The sequence below is a fragment of the Amycolatopsis sp. WAC 01375 genome, from assembly GCF_003947325.1.
Taxonomy (GTDB): domain Bacteria; phylum Actinomycetota; class Actinomycetes; order Mycobacteriales; family Pseudonocardiaceae; genus Amycolatopsis.
Map to the genome: position 1 here is coordinate 124,293 of NZ_QHHW01000036.1, position 26,677 is coordinate 150,969.

Below are 26,677 nucleotides of genomic sequence, written 5' to 3' on the forward strand. Positions count from 1 at the left end.
AGAGGATTCACATCATGCGACGACGACCTTTCCCTCCAGAACACGGCCGTCCCGCCTTCGGGCCTTGGGCACGCGGCGGCTTCGGCGAATTCCCCCCGGGGCCGGGCGGTCCGGGACACCGGCACCGGCACGGCCGTCGCGGTGGCCCCGGCGGCAGGCGCGGCAAGCGCGGTGACGTCCGCGCCGCGATCCTCGCGCTGCTTTCCGAGCAGCCGAGGCACGGGTACGAGATCATCCGCGAGATCGGCGAGCGCAGCGGCGGCTTCTGGAAGCCGAGCCCCGGCTCGGTCTACCCGACCCTGCAGATGCTGGCCGACGAAGGCCTGGTGATCAGCAAGGACGAGAGCGGCAAGAAGCTGTTCGAACTCACCGAATCCGGCCGCGCAGCGGCCGAACAGCAGGACGCCGTCCCGCCGTGGGAGCAGATCGCCCACGACGTCGACCCGGCCGAGGTGAACCTGCGCAAGGCGGCCGCGACCCTGGCCGCGGCGGTCGCGCAGGTCATGCACGCCGGCAGTGAAAGCCAGCAGGCCCGCACCGTCGACGTGCTCAACGAGGCACGCCGGACGATCTACGGCATCCTCGGCGAGGCCGAGGACGGCACTCCGGAGGCATCCGCCGAGGACGCGGAGTGACCTGGCACGACGAGGCCGGTGGGCTTGGTGCGCGTGTGCACGCGATAGCCCACCGGCAGCGTCATCCGCTTTTCCCCGGGACCTGACGAAACCTCGTTGAGACGCCGGACCTCCGCAGTCGCCTTCGCCGCGACCGGAGCGCTGAACTCGATCTTCAGCACGGCTTCCATCGCGGCGGCGTCCTCGAACAGCCACCGCGTCGACACCTTGCGGCAGTCGAAACCCTGACGGGCGAAGAACTTCTCGACCCCGGGCGGGTCGTACCGCGGCAGATCCAGCCGCATCCAGCGTCCGTAGGGCTCGCTCGCCACATCGAGATCCACGATCATCAAGGTCCCGCCAGGCCGCAGCACGCGCTCCGCTTCGCGAAGACCGGGTTCGCAACCAGGGCCGAAGAAGTACGCGGTGCGCGCGTGGACGACGTCGAAAGCCGCGTCCGGTAAGGGAAGCCGCTGCGCACGACCTTGCCGCACCTCGACGTTCGGCAGTTCCCCCACCCGGTTCCGCGCGTCGCGCACCAGTGGCTCATGGGGTTCGATCCCGACCACCGACCGCGCCGTCGCGGCGAACCGCGGCAGATGGAACCCGTCACCACAGCCGATGTCGAGGACGTCCTCACCGGACCAGTCGCGACACCCGCCGAGCACACGCCAGATCTCGTCGTCGACGTCCTGCGCGCGGTTCTCGACCTCGTAGGCCTTCTGGTAGTACCAGATGTTCGGACTCGGCAGCACCTCGTCGCCGCGGCGGCGGAAGGAGGAGACAGCTCGGGGAAACCAGCGCACGGAAGCTCCAACGACGGGACACCGGGCTGGGTTCCATGCTCATCCGGGTCGAAATCTTTAACGGGAACAATGCGGTCAGCGACTAGACTTTACTCCCACCGGAAAGGGAGAACCGCATGTCGCTCGGCTCGGCCGCCCACACTTCCGTCATCCCTTCAGGAATCCCGTGCTGGATCGAGCTCGCATGCAGAGACGAAGCGGCCGCACAAGCCTTCTACAGTGGGTTATTCGACTGGGAGTTCACCGTCCAGCGTGATCCGGCGACGCCGACCGGCCGGTACTCGATCGCGACACTGAACGGCGTCCCCACCGGTGGTCTGTACCGCGCGGGCACCGACGGGCCGACCGGCTGGAGCGTCCACATCTCGGTTCCCCAGGCGGCCGCGGCCGCCGAATGGGTGGACAGCCTCGGCGGCCGGGTCACCCTCGGCCCGATGGCGATTCCCCATCGTGGCAACATCATCCACGCCATCGACGCGTGCGGCGCACACGTCGTCTTCTGGGAGCCGCCCGCCACCTGGCAGTTCGCGACCGGGGTCCCGAACACCTTCAGCGGCGCGGATCTCAACACCCACGACGGCGCGGCAGCGGATCATTTCTACTGCCGCCTTTTCAACTACACCAGCCACCAGATCGGCGACGGCGCGTCCCTCGACTACGCCGAATGGCTCATCGAGCACGAACCGGTGCTGTACCGGTACGTGATGGGTTCGGAATACCGGCCGGACACTCCCCCGCACTGGATGGTCTACCTCGGACTGGATCCGGCCCGCGGCGCGGACGCCGCGGCGGGGCAGGCCCTGATGCTCGGCGGCGCCGTCGTGGTCCAGCCCTACGACACCCCGTACGGCCGGATGGCGATCCTCGCCGACCCCGACGGTTCGGTGTTCGCGGTGATCGACCACTCCCGGGCCACCGAGGGCTGGGGCACCGCCGAAGTCGACGATCCTTACGACGACTGAAACGAAGAGCCGGGGCGACGACGTCACCCCGGCTCTTTCGTCAGAGTCCCGCCCAGAACCCGCAGTCGTGCACGGCCGCGAGGTCGACCGGGCCGATCCGGCCCGGCGCCAGCGACTGCGTCCGCGGCGAGGGACGCCACTTCGGCAGTTCCCCACCGTTCGGATTCCCGGTTCGCGCGAACGCGGTCCAGTACTGAATCATTTGCGCCGCGAGTTCTTGCTGCGCGGGCGTCAATTTCGCCGGAAAGCCAGCCAAATCAGACAAATAAGCTAATTCGGATCCATGGGCGGCGCCGGAACGCATTCCCGGCGGAGCGGGGACAAGCGGCGGAGCGTCCCGGTCGGCGAACTCGTAGCCGAAGGTTCGCGTGCGCTCGCGCAGCAACCGTTCGGTCCCCACCTGCGGACAGCCCCAGATCCGGTCGGTCATCGCGTCCGCGAACGCCATCGCCGGGCCGCCGTGCTTCGCCGACGGGTACCGGGCGGCGACGAGCGGCGCCTTCTCCTTGAACGCGGTCCGCAGCAGCTCTTGGTAATGCTCCTCGGTGAACGGCTGCCCGGGGAACAGGGAGACGAACAGTCTCGCCTCGTCCCTGGTGACCCCCGTCAGCACCGGGACGCGGGCGAAGTGCCCCGCTTTCAGCGCGTCGGCCGGATGTGCGGGCAGCAGGCCGGTGCCGAACGCGGGGGTCCCGAGCGGCTGGTTCACCAGATCCTTGGCCGGAAGCCGCCGCATGCAGGCGACGTCGGCGCAGCCGAGTTTCCCGGCCCCTTCAGCACCCATCGCTTCGACTTCGGCGCGGGGCAGGTACGGCGAGCCCGCGGGCACACTGGGGAAGAACCCGCCGTCGGGCCAGGTCAGCGTGCACGGACCGCTCTGGACGATCGCGCGGTGGAACAGCCCCGCGGCCGAAGGAGAGGCCAACTGGACGCAAGTGCTCATCGCACCGGCGGATTCGCCGAACAACGTGACATTCCGGGGATCTCCGCCGAAGGCACGCGCGTTGCGCTGCACCCAGCGAAGAGCGGCCTGCTGGTCCTGGAAGCCGAAAGCACCGGAGTCGCGGCCGAGTTCCGGATGCCCGAAGAAGCCGAACACACCCAGCCGGTAGTTCACGGTCACCACCACGACGTCCCCGCCGAGTGCCATGCGCTTGAAGTCGTAGTCGCTGCCCGCACCCGAGGTGAAGCTGCCACCGTGCACCCAGACCATCACCGGACGCGGTTTGCGTGCCGGCCCCGCCGGACTGATCACGTTGAGATACAGGCAATCTTCGGCGTCGCTCGATGGCGAACCGAGGCCCGCCCCCTGCGCGCATCGAGGCCCCGGTTCGGTCGCCTCCCGCACGGCGGTCCACGGCTCGGGGCTCCGCGGCGGCGCCCAGCGCAGGTCGCCCACCGGCGGTGCGGCGAACGGAATGCCTTGGAAACTCCGGTATTCGCCGGTGCTCACGCCGCGAACGGGGCCGGAATCCGTGCGGACGACCGGGCTCGTGCCCGCTTCCGCCACGGTCGTCGTCAGGGCGCCGAGCGTCACCACGCTCAGTGCCATGGCCAGAAGTCGCTTACTCATCCGTTGAGTGCGCATACTCCGACCCTGGCCCAGCGCTCCGGGCTTGTCACCTGCGTTTCCCTAGACGGGGACGAACGCCGAAAGCAGCAACCAGGAGACGACGGCCGAGGGGAGCAACGAGTCGAGGCGGTCCATCAGCCCGCCGTGGCCCGGCAGCATGTTCCCCATGTCCTTGACCCCGAGATCACGTTTGATCAGGGACTCGACGAGATCGCCCAGCGTCGCCGTGCACACGATCGCCGCGCCGAACAGCACACCCTGCCAGGCATGGCCGTCGAGCAGCAGGCTCAGGGTCAGCGCGCCGGCGACCACACCGGCCACGAGCGAACCGGCGAAACCTTCCCAAGTCTTCTTCGGGCTGATGCTCGGCGCCATCGGATGCTTGCCGCCCAGTACACCGGCGATGTAGCCGCCGGTGTCCGAAGCGACGACGCCGATCATGAACGCCAGCACCCGGCCGACGCCGTCCTCCGGCGGGACGAGCATCGCGGCGAAGGCACCGAAAAGCGGGATGTACGCGACGGCGAAAACAGACGCGCTGATGTCGCGCAGATAGCCGTCCGCGCCGCCGGGCAACCGCCACAGCAGGCAGACGAGCACCGTCAGCACGAACGCCGTCAGCGCGCCTTCACGGCCGTACGGCCACGCCAGCCAGATCATCGCCTGACCGCCGACGAGTACCGGGACCAGCGCGATCCGGATGCCCGCCGCGCGCTTCAGTGCCCCGGCCAGCTCGATCGTGCCGACCGCGATCGCGATCGCGATGATGCCGATGAACAAAAAGCGGACGGTGAGCAGGGACGTGACGATCGCCGCCCCCAGCAGCAGCCCGACCCCGATCGCGGCGGGCAGGTTGCGGCCGGCGCGGGAAACCTTTTGCGCCGGTTCCGGCACGGTTTCAAAATCCGGCGCTGTGGCCGGAACCGGTTCCGGGTTTTCCACCCGGTCCTCGCGTTCCTCGCTCACCTGGCTCATCAGACCTCGAGTAGCTCGGCTTCCTTGTGTTTCACCAGCTCGTCGACCTTGTGGCTGTACGTGTCGGTGAGGTTCTGGAGTTCCTTCTCGGCGTGGACGACCTCGTCCTCGCCCGCCTCGCCGTCCTTCTTGATCCGGTCGAGCTCTTCCTTGGCCTTGCGGCGGACGCTGCGGATCGAGACGCGGGCGTCCTCACCCTTGGCCTTGGCGACCTTCACCATCTCCCGGCGGCGCTCTTCGGTGAGCTGCGGGATCACGATGCGGATCACGTTGCCGTCGTTGCTCGGGTTGACGCCGAGGTCCGACTCGCGGATCGCCTTTTCGATGGCGTTGAGCGAGGTCTGGTCGTAGGGCTTGATCAACGCCATCCGGGCTTCGGGGATGTTGACGCCCGCCAACTGGTTCAGTGGGGTCGGCGCGCCGTAGTAGTCGACGACAACGCGCGAGAACATCCCAGGGTGAGCCCGGCCGGTGCGTACCGACGACAGGTCCTCCTTGGCGACGGACACCGCTTTTTCCATCTTCTCCTCGGCGTCGAGGAGGGTCTCGTCGATCACGGCAACTCCCGTAGTTGTGTATTCGTACCGATTGCGAAGGTCAGGGCAGGACTACGCGGGCACCCCGTCGGCGGGGGTGTCGACCAGGGTGCCGATCCTCTCACCACTGACCGCGCGGGCGATGTTCCCCTCGGTGAGCAGATTGAACACGATGATCGGCATGTTGTTGTCCATGCACAGGCTGAACGCGGTGGCGTCGGCGACCTTGAGGTCCCGTTCCAGCACCTCGCGGTGGCTGATCTCGTGGAACATCTCGGCCGTCGGGTCGCTCTTCGGGTCCGCGGTGTAGACGCCGTCGACGGCCTTCGCCATCAAGACGGCTTCGCAGCCGAGTTCGAGCGCGCGCTGCGCGGCGGCGGTGTCCGTCGAGAAGTACGGCATGCCGACCCCGGCGCCGAAGATGACGACACGGCCCTTCTCCAGGTGGCGCTCGGCGCGGCGCGGGATGTACGGCTCGGCGACCTGCCCCATGGTGATGGCGGTCTGCACGCGCGTGGGGAGGCCCTCCTTCTCCAGGAAGTCCTGCAGCGCCAGACAGTTCATGACGGTGCCGAGCATCGCCATGTAGTCCGCGCGGTCGCGGTCCATGCCGCGCTGCGACAGCTCCGCGCCGCGGAAGTAGTTGCCACCGCCGATCACGACGGCGATCTGCACGCCCGTCCGCGCGACGTCGGCGATCTGCTGAGCGACCGAGTGCACCACATCCGGATCAACCCCGATGGAACCGCCGCCGAACATCTCGCCGCCCAGCTTCAGCAGCACCCGCCGGTATCCGCCTTCGACCCGGACACCCATGTCGCCCTCCCTAATGCTCTGAACCCGACTGTGCCCCGTCCCCGATGGACGGAGACGGGGCACAGTGGTGATTCTTGTGTTCCGCGCCTGGATCAGGCCTGGCCGACCTCGAACCGGGCGAACCGGCTCACGGTCACGCCGGCCTCGTCGAGCAGGGCCTTGACGGTCTTCTTGTTGTCCTTGACCGACGGCTGCTCGAGCAGGACGTTGTCCTTGTAGTACGCGTTGACCTTGCCCTCGATGATCTTGGGCATGGCCTGCTCCGGCTTGCCCTCTTCGCGGGCGGTCGCCTCGGCGACGCGACGCTCGTTCTCGACGATCTCGGCCGGGACCTCATCGCGGGTGAGGTACTTGGCCTTGAGCGCGGCGACCTGCATGGCGGCGCCACGAGCGGCCTCGGCGGCGGCCTCGCCCTCACCGGTGTACTCGATGAGCACGCCGACGGCGGGCGGGAGGTCGGCACCGCGACGGTGCAGGTACGTGGTGGTGGTGCCCTCGTAGGCGGCGACACGGCGCAGCTCGAGCTTCTCACCGATGCGGGCGGCCAGCTCCTGGACCTGCTCGTCGACGGTCTTGCCGTCGAGCGAGGCGGCCTTCAGCTTCTCGACGTCGCTGGTCTTCTCGGCCTTCGCGACCTCGACGATCTTCGCGGCGAGGGTCTGGAAGTCCTCGTTCTTCGCGACGAAGTCGGTCTCGGAGTCGAGCTCGATCAGCACGCCGCCTTCACCGGCGACGAGGCCCTCGGCGGTGGCGCGCTCGGCGCGCTTGCCGACGTCCTTCGCGCCCTTGATGCGCAGGAACTCGACGGCCTTGTCGAAGTCGCCGTCGTTCTCTTCCAGCGCCTTCTTGCAGTTCATCATGCCGGAGCCGGTCAGCTCGCGGAGACGCTTCACGTCTGCGGCGGTGTAGTTCGCCATCGTGGGTGTGTCCGTCCTTTTTCAGGTACGAGAAAAGTCTTTGGGGAAGTCACCCGTGGGGCCGCCCGGAGGCGGCCCCACGGGCTGGGTGCATCAGGAGGAGGCGGTGGCCTGCTCGGCCGGAGCCTCGGCGGGCGCCTCGGTCGCGGCGGCCGCTTCCTTGGCGTCCGCGGCGGCGGTCTCGGAGCCGGCGAGCAGCTCCTTCTCCCACTCGGCCAGCGGCTCGTCCGTGGCGACGCCGGCCTCGGGCTTGGCGTCGGCGGAGGAACCGTTGCGGCTGGAGCGGGCCATCAGACCGGCGGCGGCGGCCTCGGCCACGACCTTGGTCAGCAGCGCGGCCGAACGGATTGCGTCGTCGTTACCCGGAATCGGGTAGTCGACCTCGTCCGGGTCGCAGTTGGTGTCCAGGATCGCGACGACCGGGATGTTCAGCTTGCGAGCCTCGCCGACGGCGATGTGCTCCTTCTTCGTGTCGACGATCCACACGATGCTCGGCACCTTGGCCATGTCGCGGATACCGCCGAGGGTCTTCTCGAGCTTGTCCTTCTCACGGGTGAGCGTGAGAATCTCGCGCTTGGTCAGGCCGGCGAAACCACCGGTCTGCTCCTGCGACTCGAGCTCCTTCAGGCGGAGAAGACGCTTGTGCACCGTCTGGAAGTTGGTCAGCATGCCGCCGAGCCAGCGCTGGTTCACGTAGGGCATGCCCACGCGCGAGGCCTCGGAGGCGATGGCTTCCTGAGCCTGCTTCTTCGTGCCGACGAACATGATGGTGCCGCCGTGCGCGACGGTTTCCTTGATGAACTCGTACGCACGGTCGATGTACGTCAGCGTCTGCTGCAGGTCGATGATGTAGATGCCATTGCGCTCGGTGAAGATGTAGCGCTTCATCTTCGGGTTCCACCGACGAGTCTGGTGCCCGAAGTGCACGCCGCTGTCGAGCAGCTGCTTCATGGTGACGACGGCCATTGCCGGAATCAACCTCTTCTGTGTCGTGCGCGCCCGGCTCCGCCGGGACGCGCTTGCTCGGTTCGTCGCTCTCGGCCGGGTGGCCGATCGCCCTGGTGCCGATGCTCGGGCCCGGACCCGGGAGTGAAGTGACCCCAGGGACCGCCGGGCCGTGTGCCCCCGGCTGTCCTGACCCTCCGTGAGGAGATCGGCCATCGGGGGCGCGCACGTGCACGCGAAGTCAGTCCGCTGACGCGGACCGCGCAAAAGAGTCTACTCCCTGTCGCCACCGGGTACCGCACCGGCAGCCCCTGATGAGAGGGGTTGTCCACAACCGCCCCGGTTATCCACAGATTTCCCCGGTCCGCCCCATCCACCCCACCGCTCCCCCAGCCTGGAACACATGACGATGACGAGCTGTTCCCGCCCTGTCACCAGGCATTCCTTCGCGATCGACCGCACCGGCGGCAGGCACCGCCGCCCGGGGCACCCTCGACGCCTTCCCCTCCTCACGATCCTCGCGACCATGCTCGCGATCTTCGCGTCGGCGGCGATGCCGGGGACGGCCAGAGGCGCGCCCACACCGCAAGGACGCCTCTCCTGGCCGCTTTCCCCGGCACCGAGCGTCACCAGGTACTTCGAGCCACCCTCGACGCCGTACGGCCCCGGTCACCGCGGCGTCGACCTCGCCGCGACACCGGGCACGAACGTGCTCGCGGCCGCCGAAGGGGTGGTGATGTTCGCCGGTCAGGTGGCGGGCCGCGGGGTGGTGTCGATCGATCACGACGGAGGTCTGCGCACCACCTACCAACCACTCGCCCCGACCGTCACCGCGGGTGCCCAGGTCTACCGGGGCCAGGTGCTCGGGACACTCGCGGCGGGCCATCCGGGCTGCCCCGAGCCGGCGTGCCTGCATTTCGGCGTCCGGAAGGGCGAGGAGTACGTCGATCCACTCGCCCTGATCGGCGAACCGTCCGAGATCCGCCTCAAACCGTGGGAAGGAGACTGAGCCGACCGCTTCGGAAAGAGTCCGTGCTCGTGGCCTGGCCTCGTCCTGGCCTCGTCCTGGCCTCGTCCTGGCCTCGTCCTGGCGTGGCCCTGCTTGCGCTTGCCGCTTTCTCCGGCAGATGGCGCGATTCGCGTGTCCAGGCGCGGGGACACGCGTCGTCCGGCGGAACACACGTGACGGCCGCCCAAACACACGCGTCGTCCGGCGAGACACACGTGGCGTCCGTCCAAGCACGCGCGTCGTCCGGCGAGACACACGAGTCGTCCGGCGGGACACGCGTCGTCCACCTGCCAGCAGGAGCATCGACGCGACAACGCAAGGAAAGGGGTTTCTTGTAGGCCTTCGCAGCCCACCCGAAGCGAACCGGCGAACCTGAACAGGTGGCGACTCGGCTGAGCGTCGCGGACCAGGACGGTGGCTAGGCTTGCTCGACCAGTTTGGCGCGCAGCCGCATGACGGCGCGGGTGTGCAGCTGGCTGACCCGAGATTCGGTGACGCCGAGGACCTTGCCGATCTCGGCGAGCGTCAGGCTCTCGAAGTAGTAGAGGCCGACCACGATCCGGTCGCGTTCGGTGAGCTGGGCGATGGCCTGCGCCAGCTGGCGGCGGTTGTCCTGGTCGACCAGGACGGCCACCGGGTCGACGGCACCGTCGTCGGGCAGGGTGTCGACCAGCGAGCCGCTGTCCTTGCCCGCGGCGACCAGGTCTTCCAGCGCGATGACGCTGGTCAGTTGCATCTGGCCGTAGAACTCGCGCAGGTCGTCGACGCTGATTTCGAGCTCAGCCGCCAATTCGGCGTCGGTCGGGGTGCGGTTCAGCCGGGCGCCGAGGCGTTCGAGGGCACGCTCGGCCTCACGGGCCTTGCTGCGCACCGCCCGCGGAACCCAGTCCTGGGAGCGCAGGTCGTCGAGGATCGCGCCGCGGATGCGCTGCATGGCGTAGGTCTCGAACCGCAGGCCCCTGGCGGGTTCGAACTTCTCGATCGCGTCGACCAGACCGAAGATCCCGGACTGGATCAGGTCACCGACGTCGACATGGGTCGGCAGCCCGGTGCCGACCCGGCCCGCGACGTACTTGACGAGCGGGGCGTAGTGCAGCACGAGCCTGTCGCGCACCATCTGGTCCGGCGACTCGGTGAACTCCCGCCACAAGGCCTGGATTCCGGCGTCCACTTCGTAGCTGGTCCGCGCTTCGGGCGCGACGGCAGGACCGTCCCCGCCGGGACGGTGTTTCCCGGCGGCTTCGGTGACATGTGGGTCGGCGGTCATCGGACCGCCGTTCTCAGCATGCGACTCAGAGTGGTCTCCGTGCTCGTGCGGATGCGCGTGCGCCGCCGGTTCGGGCCGCCGGGTCTCCTGCCGAGTCCTCCCCGGCATCATCGGGCCCGGGGGTGCGCGCGGTCGTGGATCGCCTTCAGCCGATCGACGGTCACATGAGTGTAGAGCTGCGTTGTGGCCAGCGTAGCGTGACCAAGCAGTTCCTGAACGCTCCGAAGATCGGCGCCGCCTTCGAGCAGATGAGTGGCTGCCGAATGCCTCAGGCCGTGCGGCCCCATGTCGTTCGCGCCCGGCACCGAGCCGACTGCGTCGTGGACGACCCGGCGGGCCGCCCGCGGATCCAGTCTGCCGCCTCGCGCCCCCAGGAAGAGCGCCGCTTGCGCCGGCCCGTTCGTCTCGACTGCGAGCTTTCCCCTGCCCTCGTCCAGCCACAGCCGCAAGGCCGCTTCGGCGGGGACACCGAACGGCACGACACGTTCCTTGCCGCCCTTGCCCAGCACGAGCACGACCCTGCGGGAGAAGTCGACGTCGCCCACATCCAGCCCGCAAAGTTCCGAGACCCGCACACCGGTCGCGTAGAGCAGTTCCACTATGGCACTGTCCCTCAAGGCCACCGGGTCGCGCTGTTCGGCACCGGCGGCTGAGAAGCGCATGACGTCGCTGGCCTGCTCCGCTCGGAGGACCCCGGGAAGCTTGCGGTGCGCGCGCGGCGCCACCAACCGTCCGCCCGGATCCGACGCGAGCGCCCCACCGCGGTGAGCCCAAGCGGTGAAGGTGCGCGCTGCCGCGGCTCGCCTCGCGAGTGTGGTCCGGCTGGCCCCGTCCTCACGTTGCCGGGCGAGCCAGCCACGCAGTGTCCCGATGTCGAAATCGGAGAACCGGCCGCCGCTCCCGTCCACGAAACCCATCAGCGACACCACGTCGCCGAGGTAGGCGCGCACCGTATGCGCGGACAGCCCGCGTTCGAGCGAAAGATGCCGCTCGTAGTCGTCGATCAGCTTCCGGACAGGCTCCGGCAGCGCGGCACGGGCGGCGCGCAGATCGGGTCTGCGGGCGCGTTTCCCCGTGCCGTGAGAACCTTCGGTCGACGGCATGCCGATCACGCTGCGCGATGTACGGCGGATGGTCAAGTATCGCCGCACCCTGTTGCGGTGTCCGTGGTCGGATCGTGCCGGGATGGCGCCTCAGGTGTAGGCCAGTCAGGTCTTGGCGGTCCGTCTTCGCCACCCTGCGTCACCCCTTTCCGCGAAGCCGTCGAGTTCCAGTTCGGGAAGCAGCGAGCGGACGCGCTCGACCGGGATGCCGGACTCGGCCGCGATCCGTTCCTCGAGTCTCGCTGACCGGTCGGACAGCGCGTCGTGCACTCGCAGCGCCTCCGGCCCGAGCCGATCGGTGCGGCGGCGAGGTTTCGACGGATCCGCGCCCGCCGACCCCAGCCGTCCGGCGGTCTCGAGGATCTCGTCGACCGAGGTCACCAACGTGGCCTCACCTTCGCGGATCAGCGCGTGACACCCCGCGGACATCCCCGACGACACCGGCCCCGGCATCGCCATCACGACCTTGCCGAGGACCCCTGCCGTGGTCGCGGTGTTCCGCGCGCCGCTGCGCCTGCCCGCCTCGACCACGACTGTCCCTTCCGTGAGTGCCGCGATGAGCCTGTTCCGCACGAGGAAACGATGCCTCGCGGGTGAGGTGCCCGGCGGGTACTCGCTGACCACCGCGCCGGTCTTCGCGATGGTGCGCAACAAGGTCGCGTGCTGTGCCGGATAGCCGACGTCGACCCCGCAGCCGAGCAGGGCGACCGTCGTCCCGGCCGCGCTCAACGCGCCCCGGTGGGCCGCGCCGTCGATGCCGTACGCCGCCCCCGAGAACACCGGGATCCCCCGGCTCGCGAGGTGATAGCCCACCTCGGCCGCGTTGTGCTCGCCGTACCCGGTCGCCGCTCGGGCACCGACTACCGCGATCGCCTGGTCCACGGCCTCGTCGAGCCTGGCCGGACCGCGTACCCACAGTGCCGGCGGTGGTGCCACACCGGAGATGCCCCTGCGCTGGGCCACCGCCAGGGAAAGCAACGGCCAGGCCGGCCATTCGTCGTCTTCCGGGATGACGAGCCTGGCCTCACCGGCTGCCGCGCGCTCCAGATCCCGCTCGGCGTAGTCGTGCGCCCGCCTCGCGGACGTCTCGTCGCGCACCTTCGGCGGGCACTCGGCACGCCTCACTCGTTCCGCGGCGACGACAGGGCCGTGTTCATCGACGAAGCCTGCCAGGGCGGGCGCCGGAGGCTCGGCGACGCGCAAAAGGTACGACCGCGCGATCCGCTCAGCTTCGAATTCACTCATCCGGATGACCTCTCCCTGAAGTTCAGGGCCGCCGCGACCTCGTCCGCCTCCGGTTTGTCGGCGCCCTTCAAATCGGCGAGGGTCCAAGCGATGCGAAGGCAGCGGTCCGCGCCACGCGCGGTGATCGCCCCACGTTCCAACGCACGGTCCAGCAGCACCGTGACCTGCGGCGGCAGCGCGAATTCGCGACGCAGTGCCGGACCCGGCACCTCCGCGTTCGTCAGCCAGCCCTGTTCCGCCCAGCGTTTTCCGGCCCGCTCGCGTGCTTCCAGGACCCGCTCTCGCACGACCGCCGACGCTTCGGGCGGCTCGCTCAGGTGGGCGCTGAGCGCGGAAAGCGGACGCAGCCCAACCCTCAGATCCACCCGATCGAGTAACGGTCCGGACAGCCGGCCCAAGTACCGCCTTCGCACGGTCGCCGAACACATGCAGTCGGCGTCTTTCGCCGGGGCGCACGGACAAGGATTGGTCGCCAGCACCAGTTGGAAGCGTGCCGGGTACCGCACAGAGCCCTTCACCCGCGCGATGCGCACTTCACCCTCTTCGAGCACCGTGCGCAGCGACTCCAGCCGTTCCGGGCCGAATTCGCACACCTCGTCGAGGAACAGGATCCCCCGGTGTGCCCGGCTGATGGCGCCGGGCACGGCCAGTCCGCTGCCACCGCCGATCAGGGCGGGCACGCTGATCGAATGATGCGGCGCGACGAACGGCGGCACGGTGACCAGCGGTTCGGACCGCGATAGCGATCCGTCGATCGAGTGAACCGCTGTCACCTGCAACGACTCTTCGGCGGACAGGCGCGGGAGAAGGCCGGGAAGGCGTTTCGCGAGCATCGTCTTGCCCACCCCGGGAGGACCGGTCATGAGCAGGTGATGACCGCCCGCCGCGGCCACCTCCAAGGCCCACCGCGCTTCCGGCTGTCCCACGACGTCGGCGAGGTCGGGTACCCGCGGCGGCTCCTGGACGACGGCCGGCTCGGGCCGGGTGAGCTCCCCTTCGCCCTTGAGCCAGTCCACGAACTCACTCAGCCGGGTTACCCCGCCGACCTCCAGCCCGTCCACGAGAGCCGCTTCGAACAGCGACTCGGCGGGGACGACCGCCCGCCGGTACCCGGCGTCGCGCGCCGCCAGCAGCCCCGGCAGCACGCCGCGGACGGCCCGCACCCGGCCGTCGAGGGCGAGTTCGCCGAGCAGCACGGTGTTGAGCAGCTTGGTGGCCGGGACCGACCCCGTCGCGGCCAGGACCGCGGCCGCGATGCCCAGGTCGTAACCGGATCCCACTTTCGGCAGGTTCGCCGGGGAAAGGCCGAGGATCACCCTCTCGTCCGGCCACGTCCGCCCCGAATTCCGGACGGCCGAGCGGACCCTGTCCTTGGCCTCTTTCAGTCCGGTGTCGGGCAGCCCGACCATCGTCACCTTCGGCGAGCCGCCGCCGATGTCGGCCTCGATCTCGATCATCCTGCCCTCGACCCCGAGCAGCGCGACGGACCAGGCTTTCGCCAGCGCCATTCAGAACGCCGCCTTGATATGGCGCACCTGCGGCCGGGCGTCGGGCCGGGCGACGATCGCGACGATGTCGTAGCGGACCGGGCACCAGCGGAGCATGAAAGCGCGCTGCCACTGGTGCGCGAGACGGCGGATGCGGTCGGCCTTGTCCGGGGTCACCGCCTCGGCGGGAGTGCCGAAGCCGACCCCCGTCCTCGTCTTCACCTCGCAGAAGATCAGGCGTTTCTTGTCGGTCGCGACGAGATCCAGCTCGCCGTCACGGCAGCGCCAGTTGCGGCTCAGTACGACATAGCCCGCCTTCTCCAGATGCCGGACCGCGAGTTCCTCGCCCCACCGGCCCAGCTCGATGTGCGGTGCCCCAGTGGACGGCTGTTCGGCCGTGTTCATCATCTCGATCCCCCTCAGCGATCGTCACAGTGCGTGTGCGATCAACGCTGCCAGGGTGAGCGGGTCCCGGACAGGCCCGATTCCGGCACCTGTGGACAACTGGGGTGTTGTGGATGGTTCGGCCGTCGCGGATGCTCATCGGACGGAATCGTCGGTGGTCTGTGCTAGGCGCCCCGCGAATACATGAAGGCCCCCTTCACGTGCCTGAACACGATGAAAGGGGCCTTCAGTAGTTCCGAAGATCAGCCGGAGAACGGCCCGTCCTCCGGCAACCGGAGATCCGGCTTGTCGAGTTCCTCGACGTTGACGTCCTTGAACGTGATGACCCGGACGTGCTTGACGAACCGCGCGGGCCGGTACATGTCCCAGACCCACGCATCGGACATGCGGACCTCGAAGTACACCTCACCGCCGCCGTCGCGCACCTGCACGTCGACGGCGTTGGCCAGATAGAACCGCCGCTCGGTCTCCACCACGTACGAGAATTGGCCGACTATGTCGCGATACTCGCGGTAAAGCGAGAGCTCCATCTCGGTCTCGTACTTCTCGAGATCCTCTGCGCTCATGAAATCCGCGCCCCTCCTCGCGATTTTGCTGCTGCTCCAGCGGCGGAGCGTTCATTGTTACCCACGTACGGGCCGAGGGCACGTATCGGCACGCTCGGGTTTTCCAGTGCCGCGACAGTGAGCACGACCGGGTGAGGCGGCCGCACCCGGTGCGCGGCGGCCGCGGTGGCCACGTTCGCGTACGACCAGCGATGAACCGGACTCGGACCGTGAGTGTTCAGCGCGGCGCTGTGGTCGGTGGTGCTGTACCCCTTGTGCACGTCGAAGCCGTAATGCGGGTGGACGTCGTGCAAATCGCCCATGATCCGGTCGCGGGTGACCTTGGCCAGTACGGACGCCGCCGCCACGCACGCGACGGCCTTGTCCCCCTTGATCACGGGGATGCTCGGGGCGGGCAGCCCGGAGACACGGAATCCGTCGGTCAGGACGTAGCCCGGCGTGGTCCGCAGCGCCGAAACCGCACGTCGCATGCCTTCGAGGTTCATGACGTGGATGCCGAACAGGTCGACCTCGGCCGCCGGGATGACGATGACCGAGTAGTCGACGGCACGCTGGACGACCCGGTCGTAAACCCGGTCGCGGGCCTTGGCCGTGAGGACTTTCGAATCGGTGAGCTCGGGCAGCCGCGCGGCGTCGCCGGGGCGCAGCACGCAGGCGGCCACGACGAGCGGGCCGGCGCAAGCACCGCGCCCTGCCTCGTCGACACCGGCGACGGGCCCGAGGCCCCGCCGGTCCAGCGCACTCTGCAACCCCCAGAAGAGGTCGCCACGCACCACTGCCCGCGGCGGCCGAAGCGGCTCGGCCGGTGTGAGCGGTACAGGAACTCTCAAGGCCTTACCGCCTCCGGTCGACCGCCTTGCGCACTCCGGACGACATTCGCCTGCCGAGGAAGACCACGGGCCACGCCGCGGCGATGCCGACGCCCAGGGGAAGACCCTGCTGCCAGGCGGGCGCACCGAGCGCCAGCGGCTGGGCGTTCGCCTGCGGGTTGTGGTCCGAAACGCCACCCCAACGGCCGGGCGGGAGCACGATGACGCGCGCCTTGCCGATGATGTTGTCGACCGGTACGGCGCCGTTGACGCCACCGCCGCCCTGGAAGCGGGAGTCGCTCGAGTTGTTGCGGTTGTCGCCCATCACCCAGACGTATCCGGCGGGCACCTTGACCGGCTCGAACGTCTTCTCGGTGGGCGCCATGCCCTCTTCCCAGTGGACGTACGGCTCGTCGAGCGCCTTGCCGTCCACGACCACGCGGTTGTTGTCGCAGCACTGCACCGTCTGGCCGCCGACCGCGATGATCCGCTTGACGAAGTCGCGCTCGTCCGGCGGCGCGAACCCGATCAGGGATCCCAGCGCGCGGAAGCCGCTGACGAAGATGTTGCTGGACTCCGGCGCGTCGATCTCGCCCGCCCACGCCGGCGGTCCCTTGAAGACCACCACGTCGCCGGGACCGGGATCGGTGAAGTCGTACGTGATCCGGTCGACCAGGATCCGGTCGCCCGTGCATCCCGCGCAGCCGTGCAGAGTCGACTCCATGGATCCCGAGGGGATCATGTAGACCTTGGCGAGGAACTGCTGGATCAAGATCGTCAGCACGAGCGCGACGACGATCAGGATCGGCAGTTCCTTCCAGAACGACCGCTTCTTGTTGACCTTGCCGAATTTCTTGGACCCGGACCGGCCCCGTCGGGAGGCCCTGGTCGGGCGCTCCTCTTCGGGGCGATCGGGCTCATCTTCGGACGTGTTCTGGGACACGGGTTCGACCACGACGCCAGGCTACCTGTAACCGCGAGGCTACTCAGGAAGCGGAGGTCTTCTCGCGGTTTTCGCGGCGTTCCTTGATCTTGGCGGCCTTGCCGCGCAGCTCGCGGAGGTAGTACAGCTTCGCCCGGCGGACGTCGCCGCGCTTGTGGACCTCGACCTCGGCGATGTTCGGCGAGTGCACCGGGAAGGTGCGCTCCACGCCGATGCCGAACGACACCTTGCGGACCGTGAAGGTCTCGCGGATGCCGCCGCCCTGGCGACGCAGCACGACGCCCTGGAAGATCTGGTTACGCTCGCGGTTGCCCTCGATGACGCGGACGTGAACCTTGAGCGTGTCGCCCGGTCGGAAGTCCGGGATGTCGGAACGCAGTGACTGCGCATCCAGCGCGTCCAGGGTGTTCATCGGTGGTCCGTCCTCGTCTTCGTATGGCTTACGTGCAGCTTGGGCGCGCAGTATCGGGACTGCGACCTACCCGGGGGCTGATGGCGTTCCGGTGTACGGCGCCGGCTCGAAAGCCGCGCGTCCACTCACGCCAACCTGTCAAGTATTGCAGACCAGGACTCAGGTACTTGACCCGGCCTGGCCGGTGTCCTCGTGCAACCGCTCGAGGACCCCGAGATCGTGCTTGTCGAGACTACCTTCCGGCAGTTGCCCGATCAGTTCGGGTCTGCGCCGGACGGTGCGTTCCAGCGCCTGGTCACGGCGCCAGCGGTCGATCAGCGCGTGGTTGCCCGAACGCAGGACGTCCGGCACGGCCAGGTCCCGCCAGACCTCGGGCCGGGTGTAGCTGGGGCCTTCGAGGAGGCCGTCGGAGAACGAGTCCTCCTCGGCGGACCGGGCGTTGCCGAGGACGCCGGGCAGCAGCCGGACGACGGCCTCGACCATCACCAGCACCGCGGCCTCGCCGCCGACCAGCACGTAGTCGCCGATCGAGACCTCGTCGACGGGCATCCGCTTCGCGGCGTCGTCGATCACCCGCTGGTCGATGCCCTCGTAGCGGCCGCAAGCGAACACGAGGTGCTCCTCGGCGGCGTACTGGTGGGCCATGGCCTGGGTGAACGGCCGCCCGGCCGGGGTGGGGACCACGAGGCGGGTGTTCTCGCCGCAGACGTCGTCCAGGGCGGGGCCCCAGATCTGCGGTTTCATCACCATTCCCGGCCCGCCGCCGTACGGCGCGTCATCGACCGCGCGGTGGACGTCGTGCGTCCAGTTCCGCAGGTCGTGCACGCCGACCTCGATGAGGCCGCGGTCGATCGCGCGGCCGAGCAACGCGGCGCGGAGCGGGTCGAGGTATTCGGGGAAGATCGTGACGACGTCGAGGCGCATCAGGCGTCCAGCAGGCCTTCCGGCGGGTCGACGACCACACGGCCGCCCGCGACGTCGACCGCCGGGACGATCGCCTTCACGAACGGCACCAGCACCTCGCGTCCGTCGTGTTCGATCGACAGCAGTTCCCCGGCGGGCGAATGCACGATTTCGAGCACCTTGCCGAGGACGGTGCCGTCGGCGAGTTCGGCCCGCAGGCCTTCGAGTTCGTGGTCGTAGAACTCGTCGGGGTCTTCGGTCGGCGGCAGTGTCGAGGTGTCGGCGATCAGCAGCGCGCCGCGGAGGGTTTCCGCGACGTCCCTGGTCGGCACCTCTTCGAAACGCACCAGCAGCCGCCCGCTGTGTTCGCGGGCGGCTGCGATGGTGAGGTTTCTGCTACTGCCGTCACGCAGCTTCGTCGTGACGGCCGAACCGACCGCGAACCGCTGTTCCGGCGAATCCGTGCGCACGTCCACCGCGAGTTCCCCGCGGATTCCGTGCGCCTTGGCGATCCGGCCTACTACGACGTCCATTGAAGTGTCTCAGCGTCCTTGGTCAGCGATCGGTGTCGACGACGTCCACCCGGACGCCGCGGCCACCGATGCCGCCCATGACGGTGCGCAGGGCGGTCGCGGTACGACCGCCCCGGCCGATCACCTTGCCGAGGTCGTCGGGGTGCACGTGCACCTCGAGCGTGCGGCCACGGCGAGTGGTCAGCAGCTCGACCCGGACCTCGTCCGGGTTGTCGACGATCCCGCGCACCAGGTGCTCGAGGGAGTCAGCGAGGAAGCTCACGCCTCGGCCTTGTCACCCTCGGCGGCCTCGGCCTTGTCGGCTTCGGCCTTGTCGGCTTCGGCCTTCTTGGGGGCGGACTTCTTCTTCGGCGTGGTGGCCTCGGCGGAGGCCGAGTCACCGGCGGCGGCGAGCGCGGCGTTGAACAGGTCCTGCTTCGACGGCTTCGGCTCGGCGACCTTCAGGGTGCCCTCGGCGCCCGGCAGGCCCTTGAACTTCTGCCAGTCACCGGTGATCTCGAGGATGCGCTGGACCGGCTCGGTCGGCTGGGCGCCGACGGACAGCCAGTGCTGGGCACGCTCGGTGTCGACCTCGATGAAGCTGGGCTCTTCCTTCGGGTGGTACTTGCCGATCGTCTCGATGGCCTTGCCATCACGGCGAGTGCGCGCGTCGGCGACGATGATGCGGTAGTACGGCGCACGGATCTTGCCGAGACGCTGCAGCTTGATCTTGACGGCCACGGGTGTGGGTACTCCTCAGTTCTCTCTGATGCAGGTGGAAGGCGTGCGTCGGCCGAGTGGGGAACGGCTGTGCACACCCGAAGGTCCGAAGCTCGGGCGCGGTGAGAGGGTCCGGCCAAAGCAGGCAAGCGTACATTCTGCCAGACGCCGACCGGCCGTCAGAACGCGGCTATCCCGAGCGAGGCGAGCAGGATCGTCACGGCCGGGAGGAAGTTGTTCACCTGATGGGCGACGATGCTGCCGAGCAGCCGTCCGGTGAACACCCTGGCGAGCCCGATCGGAATCGCGATCACCAGCAGCAACGTGGTGCGCAGCGGCTCGAGATGACTCGCCGCGAAAACGGCCGTGGAGACCAGGAACGCCGCGATCCTCCCCCAGCGTTCGGTGCGCCACGTCAGCCGTTCCACCGCGCCCCACAGCAGGCCGCGGTAGATGATCTCCTCGCAGATCGGCCCGACCAGCCACAGGTAGATGAACATGACGACGGCGGCCGAGACCGACATCCGCCGGTCTTCCACGAGCGCGCTGATCGCCGAGGTCGCGTTCTCGTTGCCGACGACCTGCGTCCAGACGTAGGCGGCGAGCGAGGTGAACCCGAGCCCGAGCACACCGAGCTTGAGCCCGATTTTGACGTCGGCCCAGCTCCAGCCGATCCGAAGGTCGACGAACGGGCCGTTGCCACGCAGCCGGGTGATCAGCAGCGCGACTCCGGCGGCGATCATCGTCGGCACCATGGTGCCCAGCAGCACCATGCGCATCGGCAGTGGCTGGCCGGGCTGGACGTCGCCGAGCAGGACGCTGATGAACGCCGCCGACGCCAGGAGGACGGCTTCCACCAAGAGGAAGGCCCCGAATCCCCAGCGATGCGACGGTGGCGTGTCGAGCGCGGCCACCTCACCTCCGGCAGGTAGTTCGTCCGGCGGCGCGGCCTCGGGGATCGGCTCCCTGGGCTGAGATACGGTCACGCCGATCCTCCGGTGATCGTTCGGTTACTCAAAGACTCTAACCGCCTGGACCGGCGATCACCTCGCCGCGAAGAGCAATACAGCCGGTGGGAGGTTGTTGGCCGCGTGCGCGATGACGGACGCGCTCACCCTGCCGGAAAGATAGCGGGCGAGGCCGATGGCGATGCCTTGGCCGAACAGCGCGATCGTGCGCGCGGCTTCCCCGTGCAGCTGGGCGAAAACCAGCGCGGTGACCAGCAAGATCACCCACGAGGGCAGCCGGTGGAAACCCATCGCGTTCCACAAGGTGCCGCGGAAGAGCAGTTCTTCGGTGACCGGGGCGGCGAGGACGACGATGACCGCGGCCAGCACCAGCCAGACCGTGTCGCCTTCGGTGGTGCCCGAAAGCTCGGTGATCGGGCCGGGCGAGACGTCGGAAAAGGTCCGGTCGTCGCTGTCGGTCCCGTAGACGGCGAGCAGCAGCAGATTGAGGAGGTAGCCGGCGGCGAGCGCGGCCGCTCCGCAGGCGAGCCCGATCCGGACGTCGCGCCAGGTGGGTTTGAGCCCGAAGTCTTCGCGAAGCCCCTGCCCCCAAAGGCGAGAGCCGACCGCCGGGCCGAGACCGAGTACGAGGGTCGGCAGGAACGCGAGGATCAGCAGCGGGCCGACGTCACGGAGTTCGAGGGGGTCGTAGCCGCCGAAGCGGCCTGACATCACGAAGCTCATGACGAGCGTGACGAGGTGGTATCCGGCGATGCCCGCGAAGAACGCTACGAAGCCCCAGTGCGCTCCGAGCACCAAACGCTCGCGAGCCTGCCCGTCGTCCACCACGCCTCCACGCTAAGTGCCGCTCCGGTCACCGGTGGAGTCGGGTCAGGCGTAGATCTTGCCACGCAGGACGATCTGGCTCGGATGCCGCAGCACCGCGAGATCCTCGCGCGGGTCCGACGGGTAGACGAGCAGGTCGGCCGAAGCGCCGTCCACGATTCCAGGTACGCCCAGCCATTCGCGGGCCGCCCACGAAGCCGAAGCCAGGGCCTGTTCGGCGGACATGCCCGCCTTGTGGAGTGCCTCGATCTCGTCGACGAGCCTGCCGTGTTCGACCATGCCGCCAGCGTCGCTTCCGGCGTACACCCGCACGCCCGCCTCGATCGCCGTCGACACCATCTCCCCCACGCCGGCGTGCAGTGCCCGCATGTGGTCGGCGTACACCGGGTATTTGCCCGCCTTGTCGGCGATCCCGGGGAAGTTCTCGATGTTGATCAGGGTCGGCACGAGCGCGATCCCGCGTTCGGCGAGGACGTCGAGCTGGTCCGGGAGGAGTTCCGTGCCGTGTTCGAGGCAGTCGATCCCCGCGTCGATCAGGCCCGGCAACGCGGCCTGGCCGAACACGTGCGCCGTCACCTTGGCGCCCGCGGCGTGCGCGACGGCGATGGCCTCGGCGAGGACGTCGTCGGGCCACAGCGGCGCGAGATCGCCGACACCGCGGTCGATCCAGTCGCCGACGAGTTTGACCCAGCCGTCGCCGTCGCGGGCTTGTTCGGCGACCGCCTTCGGCAGTTCGGCCGGGTCTTCGAGTTCGACGCCGAGGCCGGGGATGTAGCGCTTGCGCAGGGCGAGATGCCGTCCGGCGCGGATGATCTGCGGCAGATCGGCACGCTCCTGCAGCGGCCGGACGTCGATCGGCAGCCCGCAGTCGCGGATCAGCAGCGTCCCGGCGTCGCGATCGGTGATCGCCTGTTCGGCGGCCTCTTCGAGGGTGGTCGCGCCGCCGACCCCGATGCCGGGGTGACAGTGCGCGTCGACCAGTCCGGGGACCAGAAAGCCTTCCCGGACCACGGTTTCCGCTCCGGCGACCGGCTCGGTGGTGATCCGGCCGCCGATGACCCACAGCTCACGGTGCTCGCCGTCCGGCAGGACGACGCCCGCCAGGTGCAGCGCGTCCACGGGCTATTTGTCCTTCGGCAGCTTGAACTTCTTCGGGTCGAACCCGGGTACGTCGTTCATGCCGCCGAGCTGGGAGAGGTCGGGCATCCCGCCGCCGCCGGCGCCGCCGGGCATCCCGCCAGGGGGCAGCATCGGCATGCCGCCGGGGAAGCCGCCGCGGACCTTGGGCTGCGTCGGACCGCGCCCCTTGCCCTTCTTCCCCTTCTTGCCCTTGCGGTTCTTGCTGCCGCCTCCGCCGCCGCCGAAGCCGAAGCGGCCCGCCATCTGCGCCATCATCTTGCGCGCTTCGAAGAACCGGTTGACCAGGTCGTTGACGTCGCGGACGGCGACACCGGACCCCTTCGAGATCCGGACGCGGCGCGAGGCGTTGATGATCTTCGGGTCCGCCCGCTCGGCGGGGGTCATGCCGCGGATGATCGCCTGCAGCTTGTCGAGCTGCTTGTCGTCGACCTGCGCGAGCTGGTCCTTCATCTGCCCGGCGCCGGGCAGCATGCCGAGCAGGTTGCCGATCGGGCCCATCTTGCGGACCGCGAGCATCTGCTCGAGGAAGTCCTCGAGGGTGAGCTGCCCGCTGCCGAGCTTGGCCGCGGTCTGCTCGGCCTTCTCCTGGTCGAAGTGCTCTTCGGCCTGCTCGATGAGGCTGAGCACGTCGCCCATGCCGAGGATCCGGCTGGCCATCCGGTCCGGGTGGAAGAGGTCGAAGTCCTCGAGCTTCTCACCGTTCGAGGCGAACAGGATCGGCTGGCCGGTGACCTGGCGGACCGACAGCGCGGCTCCACCGCGGGCGTCACCGTCGAGCTTGGTGAGCACGACACCGGTGAAGCCGACGCCGTCGCGGAACGCTTCGGCCGTGGTGACCGCGTCCTGACCGATCATCGCGTCGACGACGAACAGCGTCTCGTCCGGCGAAACGGCGTCGCGGATGTTCGCGGCCTGCTTCATCAGCTCTTCGTCGACGCCGAGACGGCCGGCGGTGTCGACGAGGACGATGTCGTGCTGGGCGCGCTTGGCCTCGTCGATGGCACGGCGGGCGACGTCGACCGGGTCGCCGACCCCGTTGCCGGGCTCGGGCGCGAAGACCGCGACCCCGGCGCGCTCGCCGACGACCTGCAGCTGCGTGACCGCGTTGGGGCGCTGGAGGTCACAGGCGACCAGCATCGGCGCGTGACCCTGCTTCTTCAGCCACATCGCGAGCTTGCCCGCGAGCGTCGTCTTACCGGCACCCTGCAGACCCGCGAGCATGATGACCGTCGGCGGGTTCTTCGCGAAGGTGAGCCGCCTGGTCTCGCCGCCGAGGATGGTGACGAGTTCCTCGTTGACGATCTTGATGACCTGCTGCGCCGGGTTCAGCGCGCCGTGCACCTCGGCACCCTTGGCGCGCTCCTTGATCCTGGCGATGAAGTCCTTGACCACCGACAGCGCGACATCCGCCTCGAGCAGCGCGATACGGATCTCACGCGCGGTGGCGTCGATGTCGGCGTCGGAGAGCCTGCCCTTGCGAGACAGGGTCTGCAGGGCGGACGTGAGCCGATCGGAGAGGGTGTCGAACACGGGTGTGCACGCTCCAGCTGGGGTCGTCGTGGCTTGCCGGTACGGACCGACGGCTTTCCAGAGTAGTCGGTGTCCGGGGCCGGCGTTTGACGCGGTTGCGGACGAGGCCGCCTATCCGGATTCCCCGGCGAGGTCCCCGGTCGCGTCTTTCCCCGCCATGGTGGTGCGCCGGAGGAAATCGGCGATCAGGTCCAGTTCCGCGTCGGTGTAGCCGGCGCAGACGTCGTCCATCTTCGCGTTCATCCCCGCCAGGTGCCGGTACACGTCGCCGTCGCGATCGCCGGTCGCCGAGACGACGACCGCGCGGCGGTCGGCCGCGTCCGGCGGCCGGTCACGGGCGATCCATCCCGCGCGCTGCAAGCGATCCAGCACCCCGGTCATGGTGGCCGGATGCAGGCCCGCCTGCTTCGCCAGCGCGCTCGGGCTCAACGATCCGTGCAGGTTCAGCAGCTCAAGGCAGTCGAAGTCCACCGGTTTGAGCGCGACCTTGGCGCTGACCTGGTGGTTGAACAGCGAGAGCTGGTTGTTCAGCGCGCGCAGTGCCCCTTTGATCACCGCGACCTTCCGTCGCCGAGGCCTGCCCTCAGGTGTTACGGAAGTCATATCATCTCGTTTCCATGTCCCAAAGTGATACGGTTTCCATATTGTATGACACTCGGCAAAGGAGTGGGTCATGTACCTGATCACTGGGGCGAGCGGGACCGTCGGACGGCCGTTGATCGACAGCCTCACCGACGCGGGCGCACGCGTCCGCGCCCTGACCCGCGACGCCAAAGCCACGTCCGGCTGGCCTTCGGGAGTCGAAGTCGTCGAAGGGGATCCGTCGCGCCCCGACAGCATCGCTCCCTTCATGGCGGGCGTCACCGGGATCTTCCTGCATTCACGGGCCGCGGCCGCCGTGCCCTCCGAAGTGCTCGCACTGGCGAAGGATCACGGCGTACGACGGGTCGTCGCGTTGTCCGCCACCAACGTCGACGAGCCCGCGGACCACCAGCCGTCGCGTTTCCAGGGCGACCGGAACAAAGAAGTCGAAGAGGCCGCCGTCGCGAGCGGCCTGGAGTGGGTGAGCCTGCGGGCGTCCTTCTTCGCGGCCAACACCCGGCTGACCTGGGCGGGCCAGATCAGCGCGGGCGATGTCGTCTTCGGTCCGTTCGCGAACTTCGCCGAGGCGCCGCTGCACGAGCGGGATCTGGCCGACGTCGCGGCCCGCGCCCTGCTGAGCGACGAGTTCGCCGGGCGGAAGCTCGAACTGACCGGCCAACGGTCGCTCACCCACGCGGAAATGGTGGCGGTGATCGGCACGGTACTCGGCAAAACGTTGCGGTACCAGGAAGTTCCGGCCGACGTGGCCGCGAAGGCCATGGTCACGCGAGGCTTCCCCGAAGCGTTCGTCGAGGCGTTGATGAACAGGTACCGGCGGCTCGCCGGCCAGCCCGGCCTCGTCACCGGCGGAGTGGCGGAGGTGCTCGGGCGCCCGCCGCGAAGCTACGCGGACTGGGTCGCGGACAACGCTTCGGCGTTCCGGGCCTGACGCAGAACAGGGCTCCGGGACCGGCCGCCCCTCGCAGACCGGTACCGGAGCCCCTACGGAAGGCTCGCCTCCCCGCGAGCCGACCGTAAGCACACTTGGCGAGTTTCGCGGGAACCGGTTTCGCCAGACCCCCAGTACCAGGCGATTCGCTCCCGCGCTCTCTCCGCGCGATGACATGAGAATGCCCGGTCACCGCGGGGTCACGGCAGCGTGAAGACCCCCAACTATCCCTGGGTAGAACTACTCAACTGGTCTTGGCCGAGGATGCCGACGACACAGACGACGCTGAGGACGAGGCCTTCTTCGCCCGCGTCCGCGCCTGGCGTGCCTTCGCCGCCGCTTCCTTGGCCTTCTCGACCGGAGCGCGATCGGCTTCGACCGCGCTCTGCTGCAAGGCCGCCAGCAGCCGCGTCACGCCCTCCGCCTGTTCGGCCGCGGTCGGCTGCAGGACATCGTCCCCGTCCACCTTGGCCTGGATCAGCGCTTCGAGCGCCTCGCGGTAGCGATCGGTGTACCGGCCGGGTTCGAAATCCCGTGTGAGGTCCTCGATCAGCGAAACCGCGTTCCGCAGTTCCCCACGCCGCAGGTCGACGTCCTCGTGCAGGAACGGGAAGTCGGGCCGCCGGATCTCGTCGGGCCACAGCATCGTCTCGAGCACGATCACCTGATCCCGTACTCGCAGCGCGGCCAGCGTTTCGCGTTGCCGCAGCGTCACCTTCACGATCGCGATCCGCCCGGACTGCTGCAGCGCCTCGCTCAACAGCACGTACGGCTTGGTGCCCGCCGGCTCCGGTTCGAGGTAGTAGCTGCGCGCGAAGTACGTCGAGTCGACCTGTTCGGCCGGGGTGAAACCGACGACGTCCATCGACTGGGTGGTCGGCGCGATCAGCGACGCGAAGTCCGCGGAGGTCAGCAGGACGACGTCACCGTTGGGCACGGGATGCCCTTTGACGATCTCGGCGGCGGGCACCTCGAAGCCGTCGACCTCGCAGACCCACTTCACCCGCACCCGGCCGCCATCCGGCTCGTGCACCTGATGGAGGGGGATGTCGTGCTCTTCGGTCGCGCTGTACGCCTTCACCGGAATGGCATAGGTCCCGAAGCCGATCGTGCCTTTCCACACCGCTCGCATGGCCCACCTCCGCCTGGTCAGCGTAT

At 68.8% G+C, this 26,677-nt stretch carries 30 protein-coding genes; 4 read left to right on the forward strand and 26 right to left on the reverse strand.

What is annotated here, in order from left to right; translation table 11 throughout:
• The first annotated feature begins 14 nt into the window (after positions 1-14).
• Positions 15-635 carry a PadR family transcriptional regulator gene (locus DL991_RS23440; protein ID WP_125786491.1) on the forward strand — a complete coding sequence of 207 codons (621 nt, stop codon included), beginning with the start codon at positions 15-17 and terminating at the stop codon, positions 633-635.
• On the opposite strand, the gene DL991_RS23445 is transcribed toward DL991_RS23440, so the two are convergent.
• Positions 572-1,420: a class I SAM-dependent methyltransferase gene (locus DL991_RS23445; RefSeq protein ID WP_125786492.1), complete on the reverse strand. Its 849-nt coding sequence runs from the start codon at positions 1,418-1,420 to the stop codon at positions 572-574. The two genes, DL991_RS23440 and DL991_RS23445, sit on opposite strands and share 64 nt — an antisense overlap.
• Before the next feature lie 116 nt (positions 1,421-1,536).
• Here DL991_RS23445 and DL991_RS23450 point away from each other — a divergent pair, with 116 nt between their 5' ends.
• Positions 1,537-2,382 (forward strand): VOC family protein, encoded by an 846-nt coding sequence (locus DL991_RS23450; protein WP_125786493.1) that lies wholly within the window; start codon positions 1,537-1,539, stop codon positions 2,380-2,382.
• 40 nt (positions 2,383-2,422) lie between these two features.
• Here DL991_RS23450 and DL991_RS23455 read toward each other — a convergent pair whose 3' ends face one another.
• From DL991_RS23455 to rpsB, 6 genes are all read right to left on the reverse strand, one after another.
• Positions 2,423-3,934 (reverse strand): carboxylesterase/lipase family protein, encoded by a 1,512-nt coding sequence (locus tag DL991_RS23455; protein ID WP_125786932.1) that lies wholly within the window; start codon positions 3,932-3,934, stop codon positions 2,423-2,425.
• A gap of 81 nt (positions 3,935-4,015) precedes the next feature.
• The gene (locus tag DL991_RS23460; RefSeq protein ID WP_125786494.1) at positions 4,016-4,930 is read right to left on the reverse strand and encodes a phosphatidate cytidylyltransferase; all 915 of its coding nucleotides are present in this window, start codon (positions 4,928-4,930) and stop codon (positions 4,016-4,018) included.
• The gene (frr, locus tag DL991_RS23465) at positions 4,930-5,487 is read right to left on the reverse strand and encodes a ribosome recycling factor (RefSeq protein ID WP_125786495.1); all 558 of its coding nucleotides are present in this window, start codon (positions 5,485-5,487) and stop codon (positions 4,930-4,932) included. Before frr ends, DL991_RS23460 begins: the two co-directional genes overlap by 1 nt.
• A gap of 51 nt (positions 5,488-5,538) precedes the next feature.
• Complete coding sequence (gene pyrH / locus DL991_RS23470; protein ID WP_005154669.1) at positions 5,539-6,282, reverse strand: UMP kinase; 744 nt, start codon at positions 6,280-6,282, stop codon at positions 5,539-5,541.
• Between the two features lie 92 nt (positions 6,283-6,374).
• The gene (gene tsf / locus DL991_RS23475) at positions 6,375-7,199 is read right to left on the reverse strand and encodes a translation elongation factor Ts (RefSeq protein WP_125786496.1); all 825 of its coding nucleotides are present in this window, start codon (positions 7,197-7,199) and stop codon (positions 6,375-6,377) included.
• Positions 7,200-7,292: 93 nt separating this feature from the next.
• On the reverse strand, positions 7,293-8,165 hold the full coding sequence (gene rpsB / locus DL991_RS23480; protein WP_125786497.1) for a 30S ribosomal protein S2: 873 nt from the start codon (positions 8,163-8,165) through the stop codon (positions 7,293-7,295).
• 382 nt (positions 8,166-8,547) lie between these two features.
• Here rpsB and DL991_RS23485 point away from each other — a divergent pair, with 382 nt between their 5' ends.
• Positions 8,548-9,153 (forward strand): murein hydrolase activator EnvC, encoded by a 606-nt coding sequence (locus DL991_RS23485; RefSeq protein ID WP_125786498.1) that lies wholly within the window; start codon positions 8,548-8,550, stop codon positions 9,151-9,153.
• Positions 9,154-9,571: 418 nt separating this feature from the next.
• On the opposite strand, the gene DL991_RS23490 is transcribed toward DL991_RS23485, so the two are convergent.
• The 18 genes from DL991_RS23490 to DL991_RS23575 all read right to left on the reverse strand — a co-directional run bounded on the left by DL991_RS23490 (position 9,572) and on the right by DL991_RS23575 (position 24,591).
• On the reverse strand, positions 9,572-10,420 hold the full coding sequence (locus DL991_RS23490) for a FliA/WhiG family RNA polymerase sigma factor (RefSeq protein WP_125786499.1): 849 nt from the start codon (positions 10,418-10,420) through the stop codon (positions 9,572-9,574).
• A 107-nt stretch (positions 10,421-10,527) separates the two neighbouring features.
• Positions 10,528-11,523 (reverse strand): tyrosine recombinase XerC, encoded by a 996-nt coding sequence (locus DL991_RS23495; protein WP_125786500.1) that lies wholly within the window; start codon positions 11,521-11,523, stop codon positions 10,528-10,530.
• A 105-nt stretch (positions 11,524-11,628) separates the two neighbouring features.
• Positions 11,629-12,768, reverse strand: a complete 1,140-nt coding sequence (dprA, locus tag DL991_RS23500; protein ID WP_125786501.1) for a DNA-processing protein DprA — start codon at positions 12,766-12,768, stop codon at positions 11,629-11,631.
• Complete coding sequence (locus DL991_RS23505) at positions 12,765-14,276, reverse strand: YifB family Mg chelatase-like AAA ATPase (RefSeq protein ID WP_125786502.1); 1,512 nt, start codon at positions 14,274-14,276, stop codon at positions 12,765-12,767. Before DL991_RS23505 ends, dprA begins: the two co-directional genes overlap by 4 nt.
• The gene (locus tag DL991_RS23510; protein WP_125786503.1) at positions 14,277-14,663 is read right to left on the reverse strand and encodes a YraN family protein; all 387 of its coding nucleotides are present in this window, start codon (positions 14,661-14,663) and stop codon (positions 14,277-14,279) included. It lies immediately after the preceding gene.
• Between the two features lie 239 nt (positions 14,664-14,902).
• A complete protein-coding gene (locus tag DL991_RS23515; RefSeq protein ID WP_003096226.1) occupies positions 14,903-15,226 on the reverse strand; it encodes a DUF2469 domain-containing protein in 324 nt (107 codons plus the stop codon).
• On the reverse strand, positions 15,223-16,002 hold the full coding sequence (locus tag DL991_RS23520) for a ribonuclease HII (protein WP_125786933.1): 780 nt from the start codon (positions 16,000-16,002) through the stop codon (positions 15,223-15,225). The genes DL991_RS23515 and DL991_RS23520 overlap by 4 nt, the downstream gene beginning before the upstream one ends.
• 58 nt (positions 16,003-16,060) lie before the next feature.
• Entirely contained in the window at positions 16,061-16,990 is a 930-nt protein-coding gene (gene lepB, locus DL991_RS23525) for a signal peptidase I (protein WP_125786504.1), read from the reverse strand.
• 31 nt (positions 16,991-17,021) lie between these two features.
• Complete coding sequence (gene rplS / locus DL991_RS23530) at positions 17,022-17,390, reverse strand: 50S ribosomal protein L19 (protein WP_125786505.1); 369 nt, start codon at positions 17,388-17,390, stop codon at positions 17,022-17,024.
• 159 nt (positions 17,391-17,549) lie between these two features.
• Positions 17,550-18,314 (reverse strand): tRNA (guanosine(37)-N1)-methyltransferase TrmD, encoded by a 765-nt coding sequence (trmD, locus tag DL991_RS23535; RefSeq protein WP_125786506.1) that lies wholly within the window; start codon positions 18,312-18,314, stop codon positions 17,550-17,552.
• The gene (gene rimM, locus DL991_RS23540; protein ID WP_125786507.1) at positions 18,314-18,826 is read right to left on the reverse strand and encodes a ribosome maturation factor RimM; all 513 of its coding nucleotides are present in this window, start codon (positions 18,824-18,826) and stop codon (positions 18,314-18,316) included. The genes trmD and rimM overlap by 1 nt, the downstream gene beginning before the upstream one ends.
• A 22-nt stretch (positions 18,827-18,848) precedes the next feature.
• Positions 18,849-19,088 (reverse strand): RNA-binding protein, encoded by a 240-nt coding sequence (locus tag DL991_RS23545; RefSeq protein WP_003103110.1) that lies wholly within the window; start codon positions 19,086-19,088, stop codon positions 18,849-18,851.
• Positions 19,085-19,546: a 30S ribosomal protein S16 gene (rpsP, locus tag DL991_RS23550; protein ID WP_125786508.1), complete on the reverse strand. Its 462-nt coding sequence runs from the start codon at positions 19,544-19,546 to the stop codon at positions 19,085-19,087. The genes DL991_RS23545 and rpsP overlap by 4 nt, the downstream gene beginning before the upstream one ends.
• Before the next feature lie 158 nt (positions 19,547-19,704).
• Positions 19,705-20,511, reverse strand: a complete 807-nt coding sequence (locus DL991_RS23555) for a CPBP family intramembrane glutamic endopeptidase (RefSeq protein WP_125786509.1) — start codon at positions 20,509-20,511, stop codon at positions 19,705-19,707.
• Positions 20,512-20,568: 57 nt separating this feature from the next.
• Positions 20,569-21,318 (reverse strand): CPBP family intramembrane glutamic endopeptidase, encoded by a 750-nt coding sequence (locus tag DL991_RS23560; protein ID WP_125786934.1) that lies wholly within the window; start codon positions 21,316-21,318, stop codon positions 20,569-20,571.
• Between the two features lie 45 nt (positions 21,319-21,363).
• Positions 21,364-22,437: an amidohydrolase family protein gene (locus DL991_RS23565; RefSeq protein WP_125786510.1), complete on the reverse strand. Its 1,074-nt coding sequence runs from the start codon at positions 22,435-22,437 to the stop codon at positions 21,364-21,366.
• A 3-nt stretch (positions 22,438-22,440) separates the two neighbouring features.
• Entirely contained in the window at positions 22,441-23,988 is a 1,548-nt protein-coding gene (gene ffh, locus DL991_RS23570) for a signal recognition particle protein (protein WP_125786511.1), read from the reverse strand.
• Positions 23,989-24,099: 111 nt separating this feature from the next.
• Positions 24,100-24,591, reverse strand: a complete 492-nt coding sequence (locus DL991_RS23575; protein ID WP_125786512.1) for a MarR family transcriptional regulator — start codon at positions 24,589-24,591, stop codon at positions 24,100-24,102.
• Between the two features lie 70 nt (positions 24,592-24,661).
• Here DL991_RS23575 and DL991_RS23580 point away from each other — a divergent pair, with 70 nt between their 5' ends.
• Positions 24,662-25,519, forward strand: a complete 858-nt coding sequence (locus DL991_RS23580; protein WP_125786513.1) for an NAD(P)H-binding protein — start codon at positions 24,662-24,664, stop codon at positions 25,517-25,519.
• Between the two features lie 244 nt (positions 25,520-25,763).
• Here the strand turns inward: DL991_RS23580 and DL991_RS23585 are convergent, their stop codons facing one another.
• The gene (locus DL991_RS23585) at positions 25,764-26,651 is read right to left on the reverse strand and encodes a Ku protein (RefSeq protein WP_125786514.1); all 888 of its coding nucleotides are present in this window, start codon (positions 26,649-26,651) and stop codon (positions 25,764-25,766) included.
• Positions 26,652-26,677 lie beyond the last annotated feature (26 nt).

Bases quoted from the DNA above. Each gene is read 5' to 3' on its own strand.
- DL991_RS23515 (WP_003096226.1), bottom strand. From the start codon at position 15,226: ATGAGCGCAGAGGATCTCGAGAAGTACGAGACCGAGATGGAGCTCTCG.
- trmD (WP_125786506.1), bottom strand. From the start codon at position 18,314: ATGCGCCTCGACGTCGTCACGATCTTCCCCGAATACCTCGACCCGCTC.
- DL991_RS23580 (WP_125786513.1), top strand. From the start codon at position 24,662: ATGTACCTGATCACTGGGGCGAGCGGGACCGTCGGACGGCCGTTGATC.
- tsf (WP_125786496.1), bottom strand. From the start codon at position 7,199: ATGGCGAACTACACCGCCGCAGACGTGAAGCGTCTCCGCGAGCTGACC.
- rimM (WP_125786507.1), bottom strand. From the start codon at position 18,826: ATGGACGTCGTAGTAGGCCGGATCGCCAAGGCGCACGGAATCCGCGGG.
- DL991_RS23450 (WP_125786493.1), top strand. From the start codon at position 1,537: ATGTCGCTCGGCTCGGCCGCCCACACTTCCGTCATCCCTTCAGGAATC.
- dprA (WP_125786501.1), bottom strand. From the start codon at position 12,768: ATGAGTGAATTCGAAGCTGAGCGGATCGCGCGGTCGTACCTTTTGCGC.
- DL991_RS23510 (WP_125786503.1), bottom strand. From the start codon at position 14,663: ATGATGAACACGGCCGAACAGCCGTCCACTGGGGCACCGCACATCGAG.
- DL991_RS23575 (WP_125786512.1), bottom strand. From the start codon at position 24,591: ATGACTTCCGTAACACCTGAGGGCAGGCCTCGGCGACGGAAGGTCGCG.
- DL991_RS23505 (WP_125786502.1), bottom strand. From the start codon at position 14,276: ATGGCGCTGGCGAAAGCCTGGTCCGTCGCGCTGCTCGGGGTCGAGGGC.
- pyrH (WP_005154669.1), bottom strand. From the start codon at position 6,282: ATGGGTGTCCGGGTCGAAGGCGGATACCGGCGGGTGCTGCTGAAGCTG.
- DL991_RS23495 (WP_125786500.1), bottom strand. From the start codon at position 11,523: ATGCCGTCGACCGAAGGTTCTCACGGCACGGGGAAACGCGCCCGCAGA.
- DL991_RS23585 (WP_125786514.1), bottom strand. From the start codon at position 26,651: ATGCGAGCGGTGTGGAAAGGCACGATCGGCTTCGGGACCTATGCCATT.
- DL991_RS23455 (WP_125786932.1), bottom strand. From the start codon at position 3,934: ATGGCACTGAGCGTGGTGACGCTCGGCGCCCTGACGACGACCGTGGCG.
- rpsB (WP_125786497.1), bottom strand. From the start codon at position 8,165: ATGGCCGTCGTCACCATGAAGCAGCTGCTCGACAGCGGCGTGCACTTC.
- DL991_RS23460 (WP_125786494.1), bottom strand. From the start codon at position 4,930: ATGAGCCAGGTGAGCGAGGAACGCGAGGACCGGGTGGAAAACCCGGAA.
- rplS (WP_125786505.1), bottom strand. From the start codon at position 17,390: ATGAACACCCTGGACGCGCTGGATGCGCAGTCACTGCGTTCCGACATC.
- DL991_RS23440 (WP_125786491.1), top strand. From the start codon at position 15: ATGCGACGACGACCTTTCCCTCCAGAACACGGCCGTCCCGCCTTCGGG.
- DL991_RS23490 (WP_125786499.1), bottom strand. From the start codon at position 10,420: ATGACCGCCGACCCACATGTCACCGAAGCCGCCGGGAAACACCGTCCC.
- DL991_RS23485 (WP_125786498.1), top strand. From the start codon at position 8,548: ATGACGATGACGAGCTGTTCCCGCCCTGTCACCAGGCATTCCTTCGCG.